The following is a 23,580-nucleotide window of genomic DNA, read 5'->3' on the forward strand; positions in this document are numbered from 1 at the left end:
CATTCACAATCTATCGTTCCAAATGTCAATAGTGGTCTATATGGAACGGCCTTCGTTATGATTTGGAACGGTCCGCTGGACCATGCCCTGTGGAACGACAGGGGTCTGGAACCGCGGCCTTCACCCCGGCTTGTTGGCTAGGATGTTGTCGAAACGTGGGAACAGAGCGATGCGGCTAACGAGGCTAGGAGCGATGGCCGCGGTCGCCAATCTGCTGGCGCTGGTGGGCTGCGTGTCCGCCACTCCTACGAGATCGCCGTTCGAGTCCTATAGCCTAGTGCCAGCCACAGGCGCGCGCGGCACGCCCGCGTTCTGCACCGGCTACGCCCGCAATACTTTCGCCAGCACGTTCGAGCTTCACGAGAGTGCCTATAGCGATGCATGGGCCGAACAGCAGGCGAAGGTCAGCGCCGAAGCCGCCTATGAACGCTGCCTGACGGGCCGCACCAACTAAGCCCAACGACCTGTTCACCTGCTCGCGGTATCGCGTTCTGCCTTCGCAAGCCGAGACGGCCGCCATGCGGCAGATCCTCCGCCCGGCCCCCGGTCCACCCCCTGCCTGCACTCCGAACGCGTCAGTAGAAACCGCGGCAACCCCTCGTTAAAATTTGTGGCGCTGAAAAGCAATCGTGCCACAAACGACATACATATACATTGACAAACTAGTATACCGGAAAAAATCTGCGCGAATTTAACTGAAATTCAGTTGACATCTATACCTGTATATTTACGCTCGTTCGCATGCGAACGAAATCGAGCCCTGACGCCTCGCCCCCGCCCGAACCGCCTGCAGCCCCATCACCGCTCGCGATACAGCCTGCGGTACAAGGCAGCGCACCAGTCCCGTGTGATCGCGCCCGAGAAGCCCTCCGGCTGTTCCACCTCGCCGCCGACGTCGAACTCGGTCTCTCGGGCGTCGCCGAGGGTCTTCGCCAGGTGATTGCCGGTATATTGACCGGCGAGCTTGCCGCCGCCGATGCGCGCGATCTCGACGAGCTGCGCATCGCCATGGCGGCAGCCTGCGATCCGACGATCACCGCGGCGCATCGCATGGCGCCCGAAGCGATTCTCTTCGGCATGGGCGCTGCGTCGGGGCTCGTCGCAAACGCGGCCCTGCCCAACGGACAAGGTGATCCGCTGGCGATGATCTTGGACCGCCTGGATCATGCCACCATCCTCGCGGACGAACTGGACGCGATTTTCCGCCGTCGGCGCATCGAGGCGCGCGGCGATCCGCTTCGCCGCCAGGTTCGTTTTCGCAACGCGCTCGCCGACAACGGCGTCGGCGTCGTCCGCCAGTAAGGGGTAGCTATGCCGATCGTCCAAAACCCCGCCATCGCCCAAGGGATCACGAACCTGTCGAAGATGTTCGCGCCGCCGTCCGGTGCCGAGGCGGCAGGATGGGCGCTCGCCAACGAGCGGAACGAGAAGGCGAAGCGCGAAGCGGAATCCTATGCTCGCATGACAGCCGAAGGCGCCTCGCCGTCCATCATCGATCAATTCGGGATCGCATCTGGCGCTTTCACTCCTTCGCAGAGCTATCGAGCCGTCGACGTAGAGAGTGCGGACCGGCGCTATGGCACCGATCGCTCGTTCGAAGCGTCGCGCCTCAACAACACAGCCGACAACGCTCGCGCCATCGCGACGAACGCCGCGACCGTTGCGGGCGATGTCCAGAAGCAGCGCCTGCAAAGCCTCGCCGGCTGGTACGGCCCGATTGCGCAAGACGCTGTTCGCCCGGCCGTACCGTCCGAAATCGCGGCGCTTTACGGTGCGCCCGGCGCGCTGCCGGTCGCGCAGGGCAACCGCTCGCCGATGTCCGAAACCGAAGTCAAAGGCGCAGAGCGGCAGGACCTGCGCGCCCGCGGTCTGCTCACCGACGACGACATGCTCGACGCCATCATCGGCGACCGCGCGCCCGTCGAAGCGATCGGCCCCGACGGCCGGCCGCGATACATGAGCCCAGGCGCCGCAGTGCGAACCGGCGCGCAGCCCGCGCCGCGCTCCCCGCTCGTGAACGTCAATACCGGACCAGGCGGCGACGGGAAGTTGCGCGAGAAGCTCGACGAGGCCGAAGGCAAGCGGTGGAGCGATCTTCAAGGCGCCGCGACCACCGCGTCGGGCTTGCAACAGGATCTCGGCCTTCTCGGCGAGCTGATCGACCAGGCGCCGCAAGGCCCGATCGTCGGACGTTTGGCAGAATACTTTCCCGAGGCGACCACGGCCGGGGCCGCCTTCCAGTCGATCATCTCCCGCGCCGCGCCCGGCCTTCGCGTCGAAGGCTCCGGCGCGACGTCGGACATCGAATATAACGGCATGGTGCGGAGCCTGCCGCGCCTGCGCAACGACCCGGAAGCGAACCGCCTTATCGTCGGCATGATGAAGGCCAAGGCTGACGTGAATGTGCGGCGCGGCGAGATCGTGAACGCCTACCAGAACGGCCGGATCGATGCGGCGCAGGCGCGCGACCAGCTCGGCGCCCTGAACCGGCAGTCGATCCTTTCGCCCGGGCTTCGCGCCATGATCGAACGAGCGGGCGGAAACGAAGCGCCGAGCGCTGCCCCGGCCGCCACGCCCTCCCCCGGGTCCATCGTGGACGGCTTCCGCTTCCGCGGCGGCGACCCCTCTTCCCCCGATAGCTGGGAGCAACTCTGATGCCCGGACCGTGGGAGAAGTACCAGAAGGACGCCCCGCAGCCGACCGGATCGGCCGGCGGCGCGCCGAAGCCGTGGGAGCGGTTCACAGCGTCGGCGCCGTCCCCTGCCGGCGGCTTCGTTGCGCCCGAACCGCCGCCCGGCGTGATCATCCACGGCGGCGACGGGCGATCCTATGTCGCTGACCATCCCGAGATCGGCGTCGAGCGGACCGCGCCGGCCGGCTCGCGCGACGAGGCGATCCAGATGCAAGCCCTTCGCGCCCGTGCCGAGACTGACGGCATGGTCAGCGACGTCGCGCGTGCAGCGCGCCCCTTCGCCCAAGGGCAAAGCCTCAATTTCGGCGATGAACTCGTTTCCGCGATCTTCGCCGGTGCGGAAGGGCTTCGCGGCGGTGACGTCGGCGACGCCTTCGATTTCGGGCAGGAATTTCAGCGCCAAGAGCTGGATCGCCGCCGCCAGGAAGCGCCCCTGACCAGCCTGGCGACCGAGATGGCGGGCGGATTCGCCACCGGCGCGGCGGCAGCGCCGCGCGTCTTTTCCTCGGGCGCGGGCCTCCTGGCGAACACGCTTCGCGGAAGCGCGGCGGGCGCGGCTTCCGGTGCCGCGGCTGGCTTCGGCGGCGGCAGCGGCCTCGACGATCGCCTCGAAGACCTGATCTTGAATGGCGGGATCGGGGCCGGCGTCGGCGCGCTCGTGCCGATCGGCGCGGCCGGCGTGCGCAAGGGCGTGGAAGCCTTCAACGGCGCCCGCGCGGCGCGCGACATCCTTCCGCCCGTCGGCATCGGCCGGCGTACCGCTGACCAGATCGGGCGCGAGTTGCAGCGCGACGCCCTCTCCCCCGACGCGGCACGCGCCGAAGTTCAGCGCATGGGGCCCGACGCGATGCTGCTCGATGTCGGCGACAACCTTTCCGGCGGCGCGGAAGCCGTTGCCAACGCGCCCGGCGCCGGCAATCGGCAGATCCGCGATCGGCTGCGCGAGCGTACCGCTGGCGCGCCCGGGCGCATCGTCGCCGCCGCCGACGAGGCGCTCGGACCGCAACGGAACATGGCCGAAACGGTCGACGACATCATTGCGCGCCGCGGTCGCGAAAGTCGGCCAGCCTACGACGCCGCGCTTGGCCGGCCGATCGAATGGAACGATCGGCTGCAGCAATTCATCGACGAGCCGATTGTGCGCAAGGGTCTGCGCGATGGCGTCGAGCTGCAGCGCCTGGAAAGCCTCGCCGACGGTTCGCCGTTCAACCCGTTGGATTTCGCCGTGACAGGCTTCGACGAGGCCGGCGACCCGATCCTCACCGGCGTTCCCAACATGCGCACGCTTCACGCTGCCAAGCAGGGCTTGGATCAGACGATCGAAAGCTATCGCGATCCCGTCACCGGCCGCCTGCAGCTTGATCCGCGCGGGCGCGCCGTGAACAACGTGCAGCGCGCCTTCATCGACGAACTCGACGCCGCCAATCCCGACTATGCCGCCGCCCGCGCGGCCTGGGCAGGCCCGACGCGCGTTCGAGACGCGATGTCGCTTGGGCAAGACGTGTTCGACAATTCGACACGCCCTGACCAGCTTCGCCAGCGCCTCGCGGCGATGTCCGACGACGAGCGCCAAGCGTTCCAGATCGGCGCGCGCGACCAGCTCTCCGAGATCATGGGCACGGCGCGCCGCGATGCCACGGCCGCGCGCGGCAAGTTCGAGATCGGCTGGAACAGGGAGAAGCTTGGCCTCGTGCTCGGCGACGACGAGCGCGCTGCCGCCTTCCTCGATGCGCTCGGCACCGAAACGCGCTTTGCCAACGGCGCCAACGCGATCACCGGCAACAGCGCCACCGCGCGCCGCCAGGAGCGCATGGGCGAATACAACGGGCAACGCGGCGCGGCCCGCACCGCCGTTGATCCGGCCTCCGGCTTGTGGGGTGACGGCAAGCGCGTTCTCGCGCGTCTCGCCGACGGCGTTCTCGATGGCCGCGCCGCGCGTTCGGCCGAAGAGATGCGCGCCGAGTTCGGCGACGCCGTGTCCCGCCAGGGCGCCGAGCGCGACGAGCTTCTGGACGCGATCATGGGCTACCAGGGCGCCCGGCGCGCCGCGACGGATCGGGCGATCCCGAAGGAAGAACTGACCCGCGCCATCCTCAGCGGCGGCGCGCTCGCAACCATCCCAGCCGTCGGAGGACGATAAGTGGCCGATCCCGTGAAATATACGCCGTCCTACAGCTTCACCGGCAACCCGTCGTTCTTCCCGGCGACCCCGCTCAACGTCGAGTTTCTGAACGTGTCGCAGAGCGTCGCGCAGACGGTCGAAGCGCTGAAGGACGTCCGGCGCTCGGACGGGCGGCTGAAGAACAAAATCGTCACCTTCGACAGCCTCGATGCCGCGCTCCGTTTGCGGCTCGACACGCCGGAGTTCCAGGCCGCGCTCGCCAAGCTGACGCTGATCGCCGCGTCCGACGGCTCCACCGCGCTGCCGCTGACCTACGAGCTTATCCAGGGCAAGCCCTCGTCGCTGGCGGGCTACGGCATCGCGGACGCTTATACGAGCGCGCAGACCGACGCCGCCATTGCCGCGGCCATCGACGCGATTCCCGATCCGGTCCCCGGCGGGGGCGGCGTCCTGTTCGCGACCGAGGCCCAGGCCGTTGCCGGCACGTCCACGGGCGTCGTGATGAGCCCCTTGCGCACGCGCCAGGCCATCACCGGGCTGCGCGCCAAGCCCGACGGCATCGCGGGGCTGGACGCCGACGGCAAGGTCCCCAAGGCGCAGCTTCCGGCGATCTCCACCAGTGCGCCCTCCGTGAAGGACTACGGCGCCAAGGGCGACAACACCACCGACGACACGGCCGCCTTCGAGGCCGCGCTTGCCGCCAACAACGTGCTCTACGTGCCCGCCGGAAAATATGTTCTGACCCGGGCATTGACCAAGACTGGCAATCTCGTCCTGTTCGGCGATGGGCCGGCCGTCACGCAACTGGTGTGGGCCGGGTCCGCCTCGCGAGGCATCCAATCCAATATCTGCAACAGCGGCGATCCGCGCGAGGCGTGTCAGGTTCGCGGCATCGCCCTCATCGCTCGGGAATACGTGGCGGGCAGCGTCGCCCTCAGCATCAAGCGCGCGCAGACGGGCTCCGATGTATGCATGTCGGTCTTGATCCGCGACGTCCTGATCGGCCGCGACACGAATGCCTTTCAGCAGGGCTGGACGCGCGGCATCGATCTCGATGCCTGCACGAACGTCTTCATCGACACCTTCACCTTCGCCGGCAAGGTGACGGGCGGGCCGAGCGGTGGCGAGCCGCAATACGACTCGACGCATGGCATCCGCTTCCACAATGACAGCGGAACGTCCCCGCATCCGACCGTCTTGAACCTCAGTAACTCGGTGATCTTCCATTCCAACAACGGCGTTACGGCCAACGACATGGAAGGCCTTCTCGTCAACGGGTGCCAGATCGTCGGCTGCAATTACGGCGTCGTGGGCCAGGGCACGAGTTCATACGGCGACCCGCATTTCTCCGTCATCGGGTCCCACATCAACTGTTCGGTGCGGTCCATCCTCGTCAAGCGGATGTCCCAGATCGTCATTTCGGGGAACGTCCTCTACTCCCAGCTTCACACGTCCGCCGCTGCGGCGCAGATCGAAGTGTCGGGCGGGTCGAACCTCGTGAAGGTGATCGGCAACGACTTCGAGAACCTGTCGAGCACCTATGCGGCAGATTCGGTCTATTTGGACGACGTTCTTTATGGCGTCGTTTCCGGCAACACGTTCCGTCGGACATCGCCGAACGGCGGCGCTGCGGCGGGAGCCGCCGTCACGCTGGGCGCCAACACGCGGGGCGTCGTGGTCGCCAACGACAACGTCTATACGCCCGAGGTCGCCACGAAGGTTCGGGATCTCGGCACCGGCAACATGCAGCCGGGCTACGGCGGGCGGTTCACCAAATCCGGCAGCCAGACGCTGACCGCGGGCAGTCTGCGGATCATCAATTTCGAGACGACGGATTCGACGATCGGCAATCTTGGCGACAACCTTGCCGACGGCGCTTTCGTCGTTCCGAGCGCGGGGCTTTGGGCGATCTCGGCATCGATCCAATGCAGCTCGGTCGCCATCGACGACACCGTGACCATCAACATTCAGAAGAACGCGGTTTCGGGGAGCCCGATCAAGTCGTTCTCCCCCTTCTTCCGTGAGAATGCGCCCGTCGTCGCGGCGATCGAACACACGACCTGGCTTGAGAAGGACGACGTGATTCGGATCGGTATCAACTCGTCGCAGGCGAGAAGCGCCCTTGCGACCGTCAACACGTTCCTGGAAGTGCGGAGGGCGGCTTGATGGGAACGATTTGGGTTCGCGAGTTCACCGGCGGTCTCGATACGCGCCGCCTGCCCGAGACGTCGCCCGGCGGCGTTCTCGTCGAGGCCAGCAATGGGCACATCAACCGGGGCGGCGAGTTCGAACAGCGCGCGGCCTTCGTGCCCGAGTTCTCGCTGCCGGCCGGCACGGTCGGGTTGGCCTACGATCGCGGCGGGCTCGTTGTGTTCGGCTCGGGAGAAACGCCGGCCGGACTGCCTGAAGGCGTCCGCTATCAGCGTTTGCAGATCCCGAGCGGTTCGCCGGTGGTGCGAATCCATTCCTTCGATCTCTACGCCGGCAAGCTCTACGTTTCCGCCGAGGTTGCCGATGGTGGTATGATTCACTTCTACGACGGTGATTTCATCCGCGACTGGTTCGACGGGCGCGCCCGTGCGTCCTTCGACGTGGTGGAAGCCAACGGCGGCGCCACCATTCAGGTGCTCGTCAACGGCGTGGCGATCTCGCAGGCCGTTGCCTGGGCCGGCACCGCGACCGCGACGGCTTCTGCGATCGCCGCCAGCATTAATGCGCTGGAAAGCGATCCCGAATACACGGCGACGGTCGAAGGCACGAAGGTCAACATCCGCGCGTCGGAAGGCGGCCCGGGCCCGAACGGGCGCCCTGTGACATTCACGACGTCTGGTGATTTCACCGTGTCGCCGGACAGCGGTCTTTCGATTGAAGGCGGCGTCAGCCCCGCCAACACCTACCAGCCCGGCCCCTTCGTCAAGACGATCGGCTCGAAGATGTATTCGGTCTCCGGCCCGAACACGCACTTCTCGGGCGTTCAGCAGCCGACGAAATGGACGACGGACGTGGCGGGCGCCGGTTTCGTCGATATGTCCTCGGAAAGCTCGGGCTCCGAAGAGCTGACCGCGCTGGCGAAGTACCAGAGCTTCGTCGCGATCTTCGCCGAGCGCGTGATTCAGATCTGGTACGTCGATCCCGATCCGCAGCTCAACAAGCAGGCCCAGGTGCTCAACAACACGGGCACCGCGTCGCCGCGCAGCGTGACGCAGTTCGGCGACAACGATCTCTTCTACCTCGACGAGAGCGGGCTGCGGAGCTTGCGGGCTCGCGATGCGTCCAATTCGGCTGCCACGACGGATATCGGCATACCGGTGGACGATCTTGTTACCGACGCCATCCGCGAGCTGACGGAAGCGGAAAGAAGGCGGATCGTCGGCTTGATCGAACCGCGAGACGGACGGTTCTGGTTGATCATCAAAGATCGGATTTTCGTCTTCTCGTTTTTCCCCGGATCGGAGGTCAGCGCGTGGTCCACCTACTCGCCCGGCTTCACGATCGACGAGGCCATGACCTTCAACCGCCGTACCTATTTGCGTTCCGGCGATACGATCTACGTTTATGGCGGCTTAGGCGTCGAAGCGGTCCACGACGATACCGTTGCCGTCGCGCGCCTGCCCTACCTCGACGCCGATACGCCCGTCGTGATGAAGGCCCTCACCGGGGTCGACGTCGCGGCGACGGGCGCCTGGGGCATCGGCATCTCGTTTCGTCCGCAAACGCCGGCCATCTTCGATCGGATCGCCATCGTTCGGGAAACATCGTTCGGGTCGGGCCGCATATGGGCGCAGGGCCGATCGACCCATTTCGGACTGGAGCTGCGCTCCGAAGGCGTCGGGCCGCATCGGCTCGGCTCCGTCGTGCTTCATTACGACAGCAGCGAATGAAGCGGGCGCGTCGAGAAGCGCCGAGGCAGTACGCAACGCGCCTCGGCGCTTCGTGCACGCGGCGGCCGGCAGGAGACGCGCCGGGACGCCGTTGGGCATCCTGACGCGAAGTCGTTGATGATCGGTCACCGGGTGACGGGGGAACCAGATGGAACGGGAACGCTTCTGGACGCGATTATGGGCTACCAGGGCGCCCGGCGCGCCGCGACGGATCGGGCGATCCCGAAGGAAGAGCTGGCGCGGGCAATCATGAGCGGCGGGGTATTAACTCTCGGTGCGGAGCGCTCGCGTTAGAGTTCAGAATGCGCTGGAATCGCAAAGACGCGGTGTTCATTCGAAGCTGAGCGATCACCGGAAAGTTCACTTCAATTCGGGTGTTGCACCGCATTCGGGTGTTGCACCGCATTCGGGGATTTCGAACACATCTGGAACACAAGCGGAAGTTTGACGGAAGTTTGATTGTACCCTACACAGTGGAGGGCTGCATCAAACTCGCATCAATTAATGATCACCATTATCGACCAAGCTGAAGCTGCAATCCGTCGCGTTGAGGAGGGGGAGAAAGCGGCCGATCTTGAAAGCTCTACCCTCGATTTTAAGGAAGATAAGGGATCGCTGGGAGATACAGAGCGTACCGTCGTCGATGCGGCAATCTGCTTCGCCAATTCTGCAGGTGGCATGATCGTAGTCGGAGTTGCAGACAAAGGACGTGGTCCTACCGCCTTCACTGGATGCCGGTTGCAACCTGCTGCAATCCAGCAACGGATTTACGAGCTAACCACCCCTCATTTGTATGTGTCGGCGAGCGTCTCCGATGTCCGCTCAGACTGCCTTCTAATTCACGTCCCCCAGAGTTCTGAAGTTCATTCGGACACGAAAGGGCGTGCAACACAACGGATCAACACCGATTGCATCCCTTTGACGTCCGATGACCATCGACGGATTCGGGAAGAGAAACAGGGGGTAGATTGGTCCGCTTCCCCGACCGACTACGCAATCGATCAGGTCGACGAGTTGTCGATAGCTGAAGCGCGTACTTTGCTTTCTCGATTCTCTGACGAGCGTAGGTTTCTCGCTGAAGCCTCCACAGAAGACTTATTGCGCGGGCTGGGAGCAATAAGTTCTAGAGGAACTTTGAATAGAGCCGGTTATCTTATGTTCTGTCCGAGCAGCGAAGCGGCGGATCTTTTCATCTACCAATATCGCAATACTCCTGGCGGAGAGCCGCGCTTGATCCAGCGGCTAAAACAACCTCTACTGAGTTCGTTTTTGCGTATCATGTCCTTCATTGAAGCGCGTCAATCTACGACGCCAATAACGCTACCAAACGGGCAACAGATATCGATCGAAGATTTCCCAGAAATTGCCGTTCGAGAAGCGTTATCGAATGCACTGTGTCACCGCGATTATGTGCTTTCAGCGCTCACGACGATTGATCATTCTCCTGAAGTTTTCAACGTCACGTCGCCTGGGCCGTTAGTGTCAGGCGTTACAACAGAAAACATTCTGACGACGTCTTCACGTCCCAGGAATCCAGCACTAACGCGCATTGCACGCCATCTCGGAGTTGCTGAGGAGCTTGGTCGTGGCATTGATCGGATGTATCGCGAGCTGATACGATCCGGACGCCAACTGCCAACAATATCTGCAATGAGTGACCATGTTAAACTAACATTTGTCGGCGGGGCTATCGATACGCAAATCGCTCGTTTCATTGCCGGACTGCCCGAAGCAGAGCAGAACGACGTCGATACAATGTTGATTGTTTATCGACTATGCACCACGAAGAATGTGTCTTCCTCGACACTTGCAGGATTACTCCAGAAAACAGATTCCGAATGTGAGGCTATTCTGAAGCGACTTGCCACCGATACGGTTGCAATCTTGGAGCCCACGCGTTCCACATTTAGGCGCTCACATCCCACATACCGGCTAAGAGCATCAGCTCTGAAGGAACTAGGCTATGCAGTCACCTATCAAAGACGCACCACCGATGAAATCGATAGAAAGCTACTCTCGCACCTTTCTGAGTACGGCAAGATAACAAACCGCACGATACAGAACATACTTGACGTAAATGTCTATCGAGCAAGGAATATTATCTCAGATCTAAACAACCGGGGTGTTATTAAGATTATATCTGAACAAAATCGTGGGCCAAAAGTGGAATGGGGACCTGGTCCGAAATTTCTGGAGGTCGCACCGTTGAAAAAAGGGAGGAGAAGAAAATCTGATGCAGATCAAAATAGGAACCCCTCTCTATTCGACAACATGAACGAAGAGTCTATCTATCCTGAGCCTGAAGAATAGTCCGAGTCATTTTAATGATGCGCTGCTGAACGTAACAATCATTTGGCCGTATTATTTGAAGAGTCAGAGTTTAAAGATCTGGGTAGATATCGATAAAGCCCGCGAGATCTATGGCAAACGCCGCAAGCCAGTCGGCGGCGTCCACTTCGACAGATCCTCGCGTCCCATGCCGTCGATCGGCACATAGCGGGCGTCGCTCGTCAGCGTTCGGCACCATGTGCAGCGCCAGCGCAAAGCGTCGATCTGGGCGGCCGGCGCGATGAACCCCACGAAGTCCCAGGCTCGATAAGTCACCCGTTTGCCGCACGCTCCGCACCGAACGACGATCCCGAGCCCTTTGCGGCACGATTCCTCGAAGCTTCCGATCCGTTGCGCCATTCCACAGCCCGTCGCTACGCTGTGAACAAAATAGGAACATTGTCTTCCCATCAAGCCCGATAGCGGGCATGATCGCGGTCACACCGGACGGAGAGCCGCCATGCGCAGACCGATGAAGACGATTCCCATCGAGGATCTGGAAGACGTTGTGGACGAAGTGCTGGCGCTTGTCGGCGGCGATCCCCGCCAAGCCATCATGGCGCTGGTGCGCGGTCAGCACGACATCGCCGCCGAACTGTCCGAAAAGATTTCGGCCGGCTACGAGCGCCGCGGAACACTCCATTGATCGCCGCCGGCCGCCCGAACGCATAACGGAGACGTACCCATGCTTCGCTTCGACAAGCCCGCCCAGCCTGCTCCTTCGGGCAAGGACGCCGAAACGATCGGCATCGACGCCCTCGGCTTTCTCGCCAGTCATGATGAGCTGATGCGCCGCTTCCTGGATCTCACGGGCCTGGAAGTGACGCAGCTTCGCACCGAAGCCGCCAAGCCGGCATTCTTCGTCGGGTTGCTCGACTTCCTTCTGGCGAATGAAGACGACCTGATGGACTTCGCTGGATCGGCCGGGCTGGACCCGAGCGAAGTCGAACGGGCGCGCGATACGCTGACAGTCTGATGGCCGATGATTTGCGCAGGTTGCCACTTTCTTATTGGTGATCTCATGATCGGTAGAAAGGAGGACAACGATGCCACGCAAAACAAAAGAGTCATCAAAGCGTTTGCGTCGCCTACTGGTGGCGGCCCTGCAACAGACCGACCCGGACGCCTATCTGTTTCCGCTAGGCTTCAACCAGAGGAGCCTTTTCAGCGAAATCGAAGCCGCTGAGCAAGAAGAGAAACTGGAAAGGAGCCACGGGATCGAAACGTCGGACAGCAGCACCCCGCCTGTCGGATCGAAGATCTAACCGGATTAACGCCGGTCGCTCCACTGGAATGGCCGGCATAGGTTGTGAGATCCGCTTCGGTTCGCGGCATGGAAATCCGCGAGACGGCCGGGCAAGTCGCTATTCCCACGCAGGATCTTTGCCCGGGTAGTGCAGCCCATTCCGGCGGTAGATGCGGCGCCGGCCGTACAGCTTCTCGGTAAGGCCGTGGAGCCGGTAACGGCCTTCCCATTGCAGCCCTTCCATTATGTCGCCAAGCCTGCAGCCCGGATTGTCAGTCACGAACCGTTCGACACGCACGAGTTCTTCTTCGGTGTGCAATGGGTGCTTAGGTTGTCGCCGCGGTGGAGCCTTCTCGGCTTCTTCCCGCTTCTGCGTTTCCTCTCGTTCTCGAAGCGGCTGCGGCGCGCGCGGATGCTGCTTTGAGTTTGCTCGCTTCTTCGAAGGTGGCGGTACGAGCTGCCATACTGCAGCACGTCGAAACCCGAGCATTTGAATGTGACCGGCGTTGCGCAGCCGTTTCAAAAGGTAGTGCAAAGCATAGCGGTTAAGGTGCGGTAGCTGCTTGCCCAAACCGCTGGCCGCCATTCCCTTGCTCGCCCGAAGAATGGACAAAATGACTTTCGCGTCCGAAGCGAGATGTAGATCCTCCTTCGGCAGCCGCCGCCTGCCTGGCGGGTCCATCGGAGCGTATCCCTCCTTGGATTGAGATAGAAAGGGGCCATTCTGCCGAGCGAGGGCTTCGACTTCTGCCGATTTCGGCCGTGATGCGCGCAAAATGCCTGTCGTCTCCCAAACAGGCCCGTCGGGAGTTGAAGACCGCCGTATCTGTCCGCCCTCTTCGGCATCAGCGAGAAGTTCTCCGAGCCTCTTCGGGTCGATGCCCACCAGCACGCCTAGAAGTTCGTCGAAGGTGGCTGTCTCCCGCTCGCGTATATGTGCGAGCATGTTCAGATACTCGATACTGTCCCCCGGCAAACCAAGCCAACGCGGATCTTCGACGTGCCATTCGTCACCGACTAGGACTTCAATCGGGTTTTGGCGCCTTTTCGCTTCGAACTGCGCGCGCGACAGAAGGCCAGTCCAAAGCGGCGGGTCCTCATCCCGCTTCCTCTTAAGCAAATGGTAGGCGTATTCGCTCGCGGCTTCGGACGCAGACATATCCTCTGGAATGTATTCGCTCGTGTAGACCGCCATGGACATTCGCAGCACACTTTCATCGGGGTCACCGGCTGACGCTGCAGCGATGGCGGTGTGCATGATCGTCAGAAACATCTGCTTCTTGACCGGATCGACATACGGCGGTGGCGAATCCTTACGCGATGGCATGTTCAGGTCCTCCGCAAAGCAGAGGATGAAGCGCAGAACACCAAGCCTTGTCGACAAATATTTTGCCGACCAACGAAGGCCTACAGAACCTACAGCGGAGCGCGCATCCGTTCGACCCGGGCCGCGACGCGGTGCTCAAGATCGCCTTGCGGCTCGGCCGAGGCGGCGAAGCGTTCGGCGACGCGCTGGCAAAGCCGTGGGAGCTGCGTCGCATCCATCTTCAGCCCCTGCGGCCGACCGACGTTTTCGATCATGATCCGCGCGATCATGGCGTCGATCTCGGCGCCGGTGGGAACGCCCCTCGCCTTCTGCCGCTCGCGATAGGCGCGCGAATGGCGGGCCGCCGCGGCCCGGCGCCGGCTGATCCGCCCGCGCCGCGATCGGGCTTTCGGTCGTTCGTCCCGTTCCGCATCCGTCATGGCTCATCCTCGACGATCGGAGCGCCGCCGGCTGCATCGAGGCCGCGACGGTTCCAGGGTGGGTTGAGGCGGTGTATCAAACCGGCCTCGACGCCCAGGGGCATATGGAGCGGCAACCCGTCGACTTCGGCAACCGGATCGGCGAACGGGAGGACGAAAACGGCGATCGGTCCGGCGACGAGCGCCTCGGCAAGCGAGGCATGGACATAACGGGACTGCGATCCCCTCCGCTGGTGCCGAAGGTAGCCCTGCAATCGGGCGCGCGTCCGCTTCGCGCTGCCGACGTACGTCCATTCACCGCCCCGCCGGAAGGCGTAGACGCTCCAGCCGGTCGGTAGCGGCTGGCTCTCATCAAGCCGAACCGTGCTGCCTTCGAGGACGAAGCGGCCATATTCGGCGAAGCCGTCCATCATGCGCCGGACTTCCGCAGCCGCACGCCGGCCCCGCCGCCGTTCTCGGCGATGAACTCGACGCCGGCGGCTTCGAGCGCCGATCGGATCGCATCGACCTTATCGTCGGACACAGCGCGGCGGGAGCGCTCGAAGTCGACGACCGTCGACAGGCCCAACTTCGCCGCTTCCGCGAGCTGCGGCTGCGTCATGTCCAGAAGTGCGCGTCCGGCCCGGGATTGCGACGGCGTCATGGTTCAACATTTTCTGTTGACAGAGGGTTTCGATGCTCCTACCTCTTCAACATTAAATGTTGATTGATGGAGAAGCAAGATGACCAACGTCCCCACCGGGCCGGCCGGCGAAGCCATGTCCGATCCCAGATCCGTTCTCAGCGGATACCACGCGGCGATGTCCGCGCGGATCGCCGTCGATCCCATGCTGGCGATGATCCGCGCGCTTGAGAGTGAACGCGAGCGCTTCAACGCCTCGGACGACCCGGACGACGAGCGCGCCGGCGGGCAGTACTTCTGGCTCTTCGACCAGCTCAAGCGCCGCACGCCGCCGATCTACACCGACGAAGGCGCCATCGCTGCGCTGCAGCTCGCTGCGCGAGAAATGGAGCATTCGACCGGCGGGCTAGAAGAGCCGCTCGTCGCCGCGGCCCTGGCGTTCATTCGGACGGGGCGGGCCTGACGAACAAGCGCGCGTCGACCGATCGACCGAAAAAAAAGACCCCGAGCGATCGCTCGGGGCCTTCTTATTTACCAGAGAGCAGCAGCGATCAAACGCCGACGTCATCTCCGATAGTGCGAAAATTCGTCATGCTCATCTCCTCTTCATAGGCCTCAGTTAATCGCTTTTATGGTCACTATCAACCATAATGAGCCTGAGGTCGTAGACATGCTGCCCTGGCTCAATGTCCGTCAGGTTAACGACGACAGCCGCCTCACCGACGCGAACAATCTCCGAACGGTTAGGTTGCCCCGGTATCTCGACTAAAACGTTGACCTCACGATCTGGAAGGTCGTTGACTAAGCTGACCTGAAGCTTTTGCGCGAACCGTTTGGCCGAATGGCGATTTGGTTCATGTCGACCCCTCACCCAACAGTGGAACTTATGCTCTACCGTTACGGTGGAATTTGGCTCCACCTGAGTGGGATAGGGTCCCTTATCGAAGCTATCAGTGAATTCAAAAGGGCCACTCATTTGGATCCCATTGACCCTGATAAAAGCTAGTTTCGAAGGTTCACCATTGTCTGGCGGCGGAGTTGCGTTGCGGTAAGTAAAATGCGGTTCAAATTCGCACGAAATATCATTGAGATAAGAACGCAAGGTAGCGTTGCTCGTGTGGACTATTCGAAAGCAATCACTGGCTTGATCGTAACCAACTATGCGAATTTCCTTCGTAATAGACTCGGTATATAGCTCGAACAATCTACTCATCTGAGCTGTAATATAATCGATATGACGACCTTCTTGCCCTCTAAGAAGAGCTCGCGCACGGGAGAGAAAGAAGTCTTGTTCCGGCCTAGCCAGCGAGACGAGCACTGACACGAGACCAAGCACAAAAATCAGATACCCACCAATCCAGCCTGCAAAAACCGCGCCTCCAAAGGTTGTTGGGTCTGTCGCAGAGGAGATAAATAACCCAACGCCTAGAGTCATGAGCCCGCTCACGATAGCTAAGCAGACGACCACCTGTGCACGCCAATCTGTTACCAATACCGCCTTTAGGCTCGTCGCAGCCTGTCCCAAACTTTTGGCCAGCTCACGCAAAGATTTGTCCTTCAGAGAATCGTTCTAACACAGCGTCACACGCGGAAGACGAACTGTCGAGACAACGGGCTTAGGCTACCAACCGTAGATAACTTTCGAAGGTGCGGCCAGAGTAGGTTCAGAACGTGGCATAAATTGAAGACGGCTCACAACGTGAGGCCAGCCCCTTGTGTGGGACCGTCCTGTGGGACGCTTCGTCCCGAACCGTTTAAACCGTTGATTTTGTTGGCGCGCCGGTCAGAATATAACTGCGAACACGTATGTCATTGAAATAACAACAGGAAAATGAACGCTCGTCTTTGCGGCTTTGATCAGGAAGCAGCGTTTCGTTAGCACTCAGAGACATGGCCAATCAAGAGCGGCCCATCGCGGCTTCGTTATGCCCCTTGCCGTTCAACGGCCGGAAAGGTTGCGTATGTTTGCCTCCACATGCGTGGACCCGCGACCAGACGCGATCAGCCAATTCCGGCAATCTGTCGGACAGGTCGTCTGTCTAGATCCGCAGCGTATACGTCACTCGATCGGTCGGAGTGACCAGAAGGGAAAATGCGATTGGGCCCCCCTTCGCGTCGAAGACGGTCTTCTCGATACGGAAGACCGGCTGTAGCGAAGACGTCTTCAGAAGAGCGGCTTCCTCGGCCGAGGGGAAGTCGACGTTCAGGACACGCTCGGCGCTGCGAGGGCCGATACCGTAGACATGCTGCAAGGCGGCGTGGAACGAACCGCCCTTCTCGACCGACGCGACGACGCCGCCATAGCGGGGCTTGAGAAAGACCAGGGTTTCGAGCGTCAGCGGTCGCTCATCGGCCAGGAGAATGCGCCGGATCGAGACGGCGATCTCGTTTCCCCCGCTGGCAAGACGCGCCCGCAGGTCACCGGCGAGGGAGCTCTCTCGCACATCGACCACCAGATAGCGGTTGGAGATTCCCTGCTCCTGCAGCGTTTCAGTGAAACCGCCGAGCGAAACGAGGGCTTGATTCAGCTTCGGCGTGCTGACGAGTGTGCCGCGTCCATGCACCTTCTTCAGCACCCCTTCCGCGCAGAGTTCGGCAACGGAGCGGCGCAGCGTGATGCGGCTGACACCGTAGATCCGGCAGAGTTCGGGTTCGGCCGGGAGATAGGAGCCCGGCTCGTAGCGGCCGCTCTGCAGGTCGCCGAGAAGGCGCAGCCTCACCTGATCGTAAAGCGGCGTGCTGTTGTCGTATTCAGAATCCATGACCGCCCGCCGAAGCTCCGAGCGGCTCCCGCGAGCGCGGCTCATGCGCAGTTTCGAGCACGAAACCGGCCGGGACGGCAAGCCGCTACGGCCGATTCCGCGAGGACAAGAGCCGCTCGTCAGTAGCTGATCTTCTTCATGTAGCGGCGCGCTTCCAGCATCGTCTGCTGACGGATATCGGCGATGCGATAGGCGAAGCGCCAGAGCGTATCGAAGAAGATCAGCGGCAGGAGATTGCCCTTGAATGCCTCGTCGAGGCCGGAGAGATCGAGGTCGGCTGCGTCCAGCACCATGATCTTCTCCGGTGAGCCGAACCGGTGGAGAAAGGCGTCGGCCCGCTCGTCCATGCCGCGTGTTTCACTAACACCCTTGAGGAGGATGAAGGCACGCTTCTCGTCCAGCACCTCGAAGGGGCCGTGGAAGAACTCGTTGGCGTGGATCGCCTGCGAATTGATCCACTGCATCTCCATGAGAACGCAGATCGAGAACGAATAGGCCGCGCCATAGGACGGGCCGCTCGCGACCGTATAAACGACATCCTCCCTGGCGAGACGCGGCGCATAGTCGGCGAATTTCGCCGCGAAGCTTTCATGCGCCCGGTCGATCACCGTCTGAAGATTGCCGAGACTGGCGAGAAGCGGCGCCAGCTTGTCCTCGCCGTCATGGTGCCGCACCAGCCCCATGACGATCTGGTAGAGACGCGAATAATTGCTGTCGGCCGCATCGATCGGCACGCCGGTCGTATAGGGCGCCTCGAAGCCCACCGGGAAATCGACGGCGCGCGACAGCGGCGATTGCGGATCGACGCTGAGGCCGATCGTGGCGGCGCCCTTGGCCTTCGCATGTTCGGCAGCGCGCAACGTTTCGCGGGTCGTGCCGGTCATCGAGCATAGGATCACTAGGGACTTCGTGGTGAGAGTGCGAGGATCGCGGCAGACGAACTCCTCGGCGTTCAGACAGTCGGACGGCAGACGGGAATGCCGGTCGAGCAGGTATTTGCCGGGCTGCATGACGGCGAAGGAGCCACCGCAGGCGACGAAGAAGACGTGATCGATCGGACGTCCAGAAAGCCCTTCGAGGGCCTTGGCGACATCTGCATTCAGTTCGATAGGGCTCATGGTCGCTCCTTTCAGGTGATCGTCCTTATTATGACGTCATATGATGTATATATCAATGGCGAGATGAAACCGTTTGTTTGACAGCGCAACGCCGCGTGTGCGAACGTTCTCATGAGCGGAGAATGCGATGATGACAAGAGTTCTGGCTGTGGGCGACAACGTGGTCGACTGCTATCCGGCGACGAACCAAATGTTTCCCGGCGGAAACTGCCTCAACGTCTCGGTGCTCGCGCGTCGGTTCGGGGCGGAGACGGGCTACGTCGGCGCCGTCGGGCAGGATGCGGCCGGCGCGGCGATCCGGACGGCCCTCGCGTCCGAGGGGGTCCGCCTCGATCGCCTTCGCGTCCTGCCCGGCACCACGGCCTATTGCATCATCGGCCACCGAGCGAACGGCGACCGCGTCTTCCTGAAATTCGACCTTTCCGTTTCGATGTTCGAGCCGGACGAGGCGGATGTCGCCTTCGCGGCGGGTTTCGACGCCGTGCATATCGGCCAATCGAGCGGTCTCGACGCGCATCTGCCGCGCTTTGCCGGCGTCTCGCGCCTGTCATACGACTTCTCCATTCGCCGGGAGGCCGAGCATCGCCGTGCGATCGCGCCGCTCTGCTTCCTGGCATCGATCTCGGCGGGCGACCTTTCGCGGGACGAAGCCGACGCCCTGATGCGCGAAACGCTGGCGGCCGGGGCGAAATGGTGTCTCGTCACGCGCGGCGAGGAAGGCGCGCTTCTTGGGGCCGGCACGCATCGCTACGAGACCGCCGCCCATCCCGTCGAAGTCGTGGATACGCTCGGCGCCGGGGATACGTTCGTCGCCCGAACGCTGGTTGGCCTCCTGCGCAAGGAAGACCCGGCCGAACTCATGCGCGCGGCGGCCCGCGCGGCGGCCGAGACCTGTACGCGCGTCGGGGCGATCGGCCATGCGAGCGCAATGGCGGTCGATGCCAGGGACATTCCCGCCCTTGCCAAGGCCTGCTGAAGCGCCGGCTCAGACGGCTTCGGCGAGTTCCCGAACCGAATTGCGCAGGCTCAGACGCGCCGGCAGTACGAGGTGCTGCGGTGGACCGCTTTCGCCACCGATCCGGGCCAGCACGAGCCGCGCCGCCGCGCGGCCCATCTCGTTCAGCGGCTGCTCGATTGCCGTGATACCCGGGCGTACGAAACGCATCCAGTCAAGATCGTCGAAGCAGGCGAGCGAGATGTCGCCCGGAATGTCGAGCCGAAGCGCGCTGACGGCATCCATCACGCCAGCCGACATCAGCCCATCGGCGGTGAAGAGCGCCGTCGGAGCCGGTCGGCCGGAGAGGAGATCGATCGTCTCCTCCTTGGCCGCAACCGCCGAATAGGAACCGACGCGCCGGACAAGGGCCGGATCGACCGGCAATCCGGCCTCCCGATGCGCCTGGAGATAGCCGAGAAGGCGCTGCCAGCTCGGATAGAGCGAGACCGGCGGCGTCGCCGAGAAGGACGTTCGATCGAGGAACGAGCGCACATCGCCGACATCCGAACGCTCGAGTTCCGCGATCATCGCGATTCGTCGGTGGCCGGCACGGATGAGATGGGCGACGCAGTTGCGCGCCGCATTCGTGCTGTCAACCGTGACGGCGTCGGCGGCAAGTTCCTGCACGACGCGATCGATCTGCACGACGGGGCAGCCGGACGCGATCACGCTTTCGAGATAGCGGGCGCTGGCAAGATCGGACGGCGTGACGATCAGTCCGTCGACCTGCTTCTCCACCAGGAGTTCCACCGCCTCGCGCTCGCGCTGGAAAATCTCGTCGCTATTTGTGACGACGAGGCCGAAGCCCTTGGAGCGCGCCACATCCGCGATACCTCGAAGAATGCTGGCATAGAACGGGCTTTCCACATCGCCCGCGACGACGCCGATCGTCTGCGTCTGCCCGGTGATGAGCCCGCGCGCCAGGGCGTTCGGCCGGTAGCCGAGGCTTTCGGCGGCGGCCCGCACCTTCTCGCGGATGTCCTGGCTGGCATAGCCGTAGCCGCCGAGGACGCGGCCCGCCGTGGCAGTGCTGACGCCCGCCAGGCGCGCGACCTCGATGATGGTGGTTTTCTTGGCGCGCTTTTCGGCCATGCCCGTCTTTCCCGGCGGCAGAAACCGCCCTTCTCTTCCGTTTGGTGGCAAAGCTTCGGCCGCTTCGCAACCGACATCGGCAGCCTCTCAGCAAACTCCGTTTCGCCAGAAGGGCTTGACGGGTGCCGCATTTCGTTGAACATATCCTGAGAACGTTCGCACAGTCCATCGTAAACGCGGCCGCATAGGCCCCGCACCGGTGACTGGTCCCCGTTGGCCTCGCGAGCGTCGCCTTCCATCACCCATGCCGGAGACAAGGATGAAGACGTTCGCATCAGCCCTCAAACCCAGTCTCGCGCTCTCGGCGGCTGTGATCGGCCTGCTGGCCGGCGCTGCCCTCGCCAATGCCGCGGAGGTCGTCCCCGCCCTTCACGACGCGCTGCCGGAAGCCTATCGCGCCAACGGCATCAAGATCGCGGCTTTCAACGACTGGCCGCCGGACGAGTTCATGGAGAACGGCGAGTTGAAGGGCTGGAGCATCGACATGGCGAAAGCCATGTCCGAGCGGCTCGGCGTGCCCTTCCATTTCACCGGAACGAGCTTCGACGCGATCATTCCAGGCCTCGTCGCCAAGCGCTTCGATGTCGGCTTCTCGTCCTTCGGCGTCACGCCCGAGCGCCTGGATTCGCTCGATTTCGTACCCCAGCGCATGGAAGGCACCGCCTATGCCTTCCCCTCGTCCAAGTCCTACGAGATCGATTCCGAGGACGATCTCTGCGGCCATAGCGTCGCGGTGATGACCGGCGCCTGGGACTATCAGTACCTCCTCAAGGTCAGCAAGGCGACCTGCACCGATGCCGGCAAGCCGGCGATCGACCTCCAGCAGTTCACCAGCCAGAACGCCGCCGAACTCGCCGTCTCTTCGGGCCGCGTCGAGATGGTGGGCGCGGGCTCCGCCAAGCTCATGTACCTCGCCAAGCAGACCGGTAAGTTCAAGGTCTCGACCCTCATCAGCAACCCGGTGCAGAACGGCATCGGGTTGCGCAGCGGCGATCCGCTGGGTCCCGTCCTGCGTGATACGCTGCAAGCGATGATCGACGACGGCTCCTACAAGGAGATCCTCGACAAATGGGGCGTCGGCGGCGGCGGGCTCCTGACGAAGGCGGTCTTGGTCACCAAGGCGGACCCCGATCCGAAATAACCGTTCGGACCGAGAGCGACGGTTCCGCCCCTCCGGCGGAACCGTTCCATCCACCGTCCCGCGACGACGCCCATGCGACATTCCTCCGACTTGCGACGGGAGCCATGACGACACCCTCCCCCCAACAAACGCCCGGGCGGCCCGACGCCGCGCTGAAGCCGATCCCGCGCAGCCATCCCTCCTGGTGGATCGGCAGCGCCGTCCTCATTCTCGGCCTCGGCATGTTCGTCGCGGCGCTGATCGGCAACGAGAACCTGCAATGGGGTGTCGTTGGCCGCTATCTCTTCGATGCCGAGATCATCGCCGGCCTTGGCCGAACCCTGCTGCTCACCGCGCTCGCCATGGTGATCGGCCTCGCCATCGGCATCGTGCTCGCCGTGATGCGCCTTTCGGCGAACCCGGTCTTCAACAGCTTCGCCTGGGGCTGGATCTGGTTCTTCCGGGGCGTGCCGCCGCTCGTCCAACTGATCTTCTGGTATAATCTGGCGCTGCTCTTCCCGACGATCGGGATCGGCCTTCCCTTCGGCCCGCAGCTCGTCACCTGGGATACGAACAGCCTGATCACGCCGTTCAGCGCCGCGATCCTCGGTCTCTCGCTCACCGAAAGCGCCTATGCCGCCGAGATGATCCGCGCCGGCATCCAGGCCGTCAGCCACGGCCAATCGGAGGCCGCCGCCTCGCTCGGCATGACGGGGGCTCAGACGCTGCGCCGCATCGTCCTGCCTCAGGCGCTGCGGATCGTCATTCCGCCGATCGGCAACGACACGATCTCGATGCTGAAATTCACCTCTCTGGTTAGCGTGCTCGCCCTGCCGGACCTCCTTTATTCGGCGCAGATGATCTATTCGCGCACTTACCAGACCATCCCGCTGCTCCTCGTCGCGACCTTCTGGTACTTGACACTTTCCACCATCCTCACCGTGATCGAGCATCGGATCGAGAAGCATCTCGCAGCCGACCGGCAGGCCAAGGCGGCACGGCCGCGGATCGCTTGGGCCAAACGCATGTTGCTCGGCAGCCGCCGCATTGAGGGAGCCGCGTGATGGAGAGCGAATCGCTGCTGCGTGTCGACAGGATTTCGAAAAGCTACCATCAGCATCAGGTGCTGAAGAGCATCAGCCTCGATGTCCAGGCCGGCGAGGTCACCTGCATCGTCGGACCGTCCGGGTCCGGCAAGTCGACCCTGCTCCGCTGCCTCAACCGCCTGGAAACGCCGGACGAGGGCGTCGTCTACCTGGAAGGCGCGCCGGTCGGCCTCCACTGGAAGGGCGGCAAGCTCTACGAGATGGCGCCGAACCAGCTCGCCGCCCAGCGCCAGCACATGGGCATGGTGTTCCAGGGCTTTCATCTCTTCGCGCACAAGACGGCGCTGGAAAACATCATCGAGGCGCCGATGGTGGTGAAGGGCGTGCCGCGCGAGACGGCGGTGCGCGAGGCGATGGCGCTTCTCGACAAGGTCGGACTTCGCGAACGCGCCGACTATTATCCGCGCCAGCTTTCCGGCGGCCAACAGCAGCGTGTCGCCATTGCCCGTTCGCTGGCCATGCAGCCGAAGGTCATGCTTTTCGACGAACCGACCTCGGCGCTTGATCCCGAACTCGTCGGCGAGGTGCTCACCGTCATGCGCCGGCTCGCCGAAGACGGCATGACGATGGTCGTCGTGACGCATGAAATGGCGTTTGCGAGAGACGTCGCCGATACGCTCGTCTTTATGGATGGCGGGGTCGTGGTGGAGAGCGGTCCGCCGCAGGACGTCATGTCGAACCCACAGCACACGCGAACCAAAGCCTTTCTGTCGCGCGTTCTCGAACCCGCCGCCTGACATTTCTCATT

At 62.8% G+C, this 23,580-nt stretch carries 25 protein-coding genes; 16 read left to right on the forward strand and 9 right to left on the reverse strand.

Annotation, left to right across the window (positions count from 1 at the left end; all coding sequences use genetic code 11):
- Positions 1-193 precede the first annotated feature (193 nt).
- The 8 genes from F9929_RS09705 to F9929_RS09735 all read left to right on the forward strand — a co-directional run bounded on the left by F9929_RS09705 (position 194) and on the right by F9929_RS09735 (position 11,005).
- Positions 194-454: a hypothetical protein gene (locus tag F9929_RS09705; protein WP_152046357.1), complete on the forward strand. Its 261-nt coding sequence runs from the start codon at positions 194-196 to the stop codon at positions 452-454.
- A 287-nt stretch (positions 455-741) separates the two neighbouring features.
- On the forward strand, positions 742-1,302 hold the full coding sequence (locus F9929_RS09710) for a hypothetical protein (protein WP_152046358.1): 561 nt from the start codon (positions 742-744) through the stop codon (positions 1,300-1,302).
- Between the two features lie 9 nt (positions 1,303-1,311).
- Complete coding sequence (locus F9929_RS09715; RefSeq protein WP_152046359.1) at positions 1,312-2,655, forward strand: hypothetical protein; 1,344 nt, start codon at positions 1,312-1,314, stop codon at positions 2,653-2,655.
- Complete coding sequence (locus F9929_RS09720; protein WP_152046360.1) at positions 2,655-4,832, forward strand: hypothetical protein; 2,178 nt, start codon at positions 2,655-2,657, stop codon at positions 4,830-4,832. Before F9929_RS09715 ends, F9929_RS09720 begins: the two co-directional genes overlap by 1 nt.
- Entirely contained in the window at positions 4,833-6,980 is a 2,148-nt protein-coding gene (locus tag F9929_RS09725) for a glycosyl hydrolase family 28-related protein (protein WP_152046361.1), read from the forward strand.
- Complete coding sequence (locus F9929_RS09730; protein WP_152046362.1) at positions 6,980-8,695, forward strand: hypothetical protein; 1,716 nt, start codon at positions 6,980-6,982, stop codon at positions 8,693-8,695. The genes F9929_RS09725 and F9929_RS09730 overlap by 1 nt, the downstream gene beginning before the upstream one ends.
- A gap of 117 nt (positions 8,696-8,812) precedes the next feature.
- Entirely contained in the window at positions 8,813-8,989 is a 177-nt protein-coding gene (locus F9929_RS23960) for a hypothetical protein (RefSeq protein WP_193227683.1), read from the forward strand.
- Positions 8,990-9,199: 210 nt separating this feature from the next.
- Entirely contained in the window at positions 9,200-11,005 is a 1,806-nt protein-coding gene (locus F9929_RS09735; RefSeq protein WP_152046363.1) for an RNA-binding domain-containing protein, read from the forward strand.
- 108 nt (positions 11,006-11,113) lie between these two features.
- On the opposite strand, the gene F9929_RS09740 is transcribed toward F9929_RS09735, so the two are convergent.
- Positions 11,114-11,299, reverse strand: coding sequence for a hypothetical protein (locus F9929_RS09740; protein WP_152046364.1), 186 nt, complete (start codon positions 11,297-11,299; stop codon positions 11,114-11,116).
- Positions 11,300-11,483: 184 nt separating this feature from the next.
- Between F9929_RS09740 and F9929_RS09745 the strand changes: the two genes are divergently transcribed.
- The 3 genes from F9929_RS09745 to F9929_RS09755 all read left to right on the forward strand — a co-directional run bounded on the left by F9929_RS09745 (position 11,484) and on the right by F9929_RS09755 (position 12,288).
- The gene (locus F9929_RS09745) at positions 11,484-11,669 is read left to right on the forward strand and encodes a hypothetical protein (RefSeq protein WP_152046365.1); all 186 of its coding nucleotides are present in this window, start codon (positions 11,484-11,486) and stop codon (positions 11,667-11,669) included.
- A gap of 39 nt (positions 11,670-11,708) precedes the next feature.
- Entirely contained in the window at positions 11,709-11,999 is a 291-nt protein-coding gene (locus tag F9929_RS09750; RefSeq protein ID WP_152046366.1) for a DUF3572 domain-containing protein, read from the forward strand.
- 70 nt (positions 12,000-12,069) lie between these two features.
- Positions 12,070-12,288, forward strand: a complete 219-nt coding sequence (locus tag F9929_RS09755; RefSeq protein WP_152046367.1) for a hypothetical protein — start codon at positions 12,070-12,072, stop codon at positions 12,286-12,288.
- Positions 12,289-12,387: 99 nt separating this feature from the next.
- Here the strand turns inward: F9929_RS09755 and F9929_RS09760 are convergent, their stop codons facing one another.
- The 4 genes from F9929_RS09760 to F9929_RS09775 form a co-directional block, all read right to left on the reverse strand.
- A complete protein-coding gene (locus F9929_RS09760) occupies positions 12,388-13,596 on the reverse strand; it encodes a hypothetical protein (protein ID WP_152046368.1) in 1,209 nt (402 codons plus the stop codon).
- Between the two features lie 89 nt (positions 13,597-13,685).
- A complete protein-coding gene (locus tag F9929_RS09765) occupies positions 13,686-14,015 on the reverse strand; it encodes a hypothetical protein (RefSeq protein WP_152046369.1) in 330 nt (109 codons plus the stop codon).
- Positions 14,012-14,428 (reverse strand): GIY-YIG nuclease family protein, encoded by a 417-nt coding sequence (locus tag F9929_RS09770; protein WP_152046370.1) that lies wholly within the window; start codon positions 14,426-14,428, stop codon positions 14,012-14,014. The genes F9929_RS09765 and F9929_RS09770 overlap by 4 nt, the downstream gene beginning before the upstream one ends.
- Positions 14,425-14,616 (reverse strand): XRE family transcriptional regulator, encoded by a 192-nt coding sequence (locus F9929_RS09775; RefSeq protein ID WP_328595984.1) that lies wholly within the window; start codon positions 14,614-14,616, stop codon positions 14,425-14,427. Before F9929_RS09775 ends, F9929_RS09770 begins: the two co-directional genes overlap by 4 nt.
- A 121-nt stretch (positions 14,617-14,737) precedes the next feature.
- Here F9929_RS09775 and F9929_RS09780 point away from each other — a divergent pair, with 121 nt between their 5' ends.
- On the forward strand, positions 14,738-15,100 hold the full coding sequence (locus tag F9929_RS09780) for a hypothetical protein (protein WP_152046372.1): 363 nt from the start codon (positions 14,738-14,740) through the stop codon (positions 15,098-15,100).
- Between the two features lie 156 nt (positions 15,101-15,256).
- Here F9929_RS09780 and F9929_RS09785 read toward each other — a convergent pair whose 3' ends face one another.
- The 3 genes from F9929_RS09785 to F9929_RS09795 form a co-directional block, all read right to left on the reverse strand.
- A complete protein-coding gene (locus F9929_RS09785) occupies positions 15,257-16,183 on the reverse strand; it encodes a hypothetical protein (protein ID WP_152046373.1) in 927 nt (308 codons plus the stop codon).
- Positions 16,184-16,676: 493 nt separating this feature from the next.
- Complete coding sequence (locus F9929_RS09790) at positions 16,677-17,399, reverse strand: GntR family transcriptional regulator (protein WP_193227684.1); 723 nt, start codon at positions 17,397-17,399, stop codon at positions 16,677-16,679.
- A gap of 119 nt (positions 17,400-17,518) precedes the next feature.
- On the reverse strand, positions 17,519-18,517 hold the full coding sequence (locus tag F9929_RS09795; RefSeq protein ID WP_152046375.1) for an SIS domain-containing protein: 999 nt from the start codon (positions 18,515-18,517) through the stop codon (positions 17,519-17,521).
- A gap of 130 nt (positions 18,518-18,647) precedes the next feature.
- On the opposite strand from F9929_RS09795, the gene F9929_RS09800 reads away from it, so the two are divergent.
- Complete coding sequence (locus tag F9929_RS09800) at positions 18,648-19,493, forward strand: PfkB family carbohydrate kinase (RefSeq protein ID WP_152046376.1); 846 nt, start codon at positions 18,648-18,650, stop codon at positions 19,491-19,493.
- Positions 19,494-19,502: 9 nt separating this feature from the next.
- Here F9929_RS09800 and F9929_RS09805 read toward each other — a convergent pair whose 3' ends face one another.
- Positions 19,503-20,606 carry a LacI family DNA-binding transcriptional regulator gene (locus F9929_RS09805; RefSeq protein ID WP_152046377.1) on the reverse strand — a complete coding sequence of 368 codons (1,104 nt, stop codon included), beginning with the start codon at positions 20,604-20,606 and terminating at the stop codon, positions 19,503-19,505.
- 259 nt (positions 20,607-20,865) lie between these two features.
- On the opposite strand from F9929_RS09805, the gene F9929_RS09810 reads away from it, so the two are divergent.
- The 3 genes from F9929_RS09810 (at position 20,866) to F9929_RS09820 (ending at position 23,569) form a co-directional block, all read left to right on the forward strand.
- Complete coding sequence (locus tag F9929_RS09810) at positions 20,866-21,747, forward strand: ABC transporter substrate-binding protein (RefSeq protein ID WP_152046378.1); 882 nt, start codon at positions 20,866-20,868, stop codon at positions 21,745-21,747.
- Positions 21,748-21,851: 104 nt separating this feature from the next.
- A complete protein-coding gene (locus F9929_RS09815; RefSeq protein WP_152046379.1) occupies positions 21,852-22,790 on the forward strand; it encodes an amino acid ABC transporter permease in 939 nt (312 codons plus the stop codon).
- Positions 22,790-23,569 (forward strand): amino acid ABC transporter ATP-binding protein, encoded by a 780-nt coding sequence (locus tag F9929_RS09820; RefSeq protein WP_152046380.1) that lies wholly within the window; start codon positions 22,790-22,792, stop codon positions 23,567-23,569. Before F9929_RS09815 ends, F9929_RS09820 begins: the two co-directional genes overlap by 1 nt.
- Positions 23,570-23,580: the final 11 nt, after the last annotated feature.

It is taken from the genome of Aureimonas psammosilenae (genome assembly GCF_009176975.1).
Classification (GTDB): Bacteria; Pseudomonadota; Alphaproteobacteria; order Rhizobiales; family Rhizobiaceae; genus Plantimonas; species Plantimonas psammosilenae.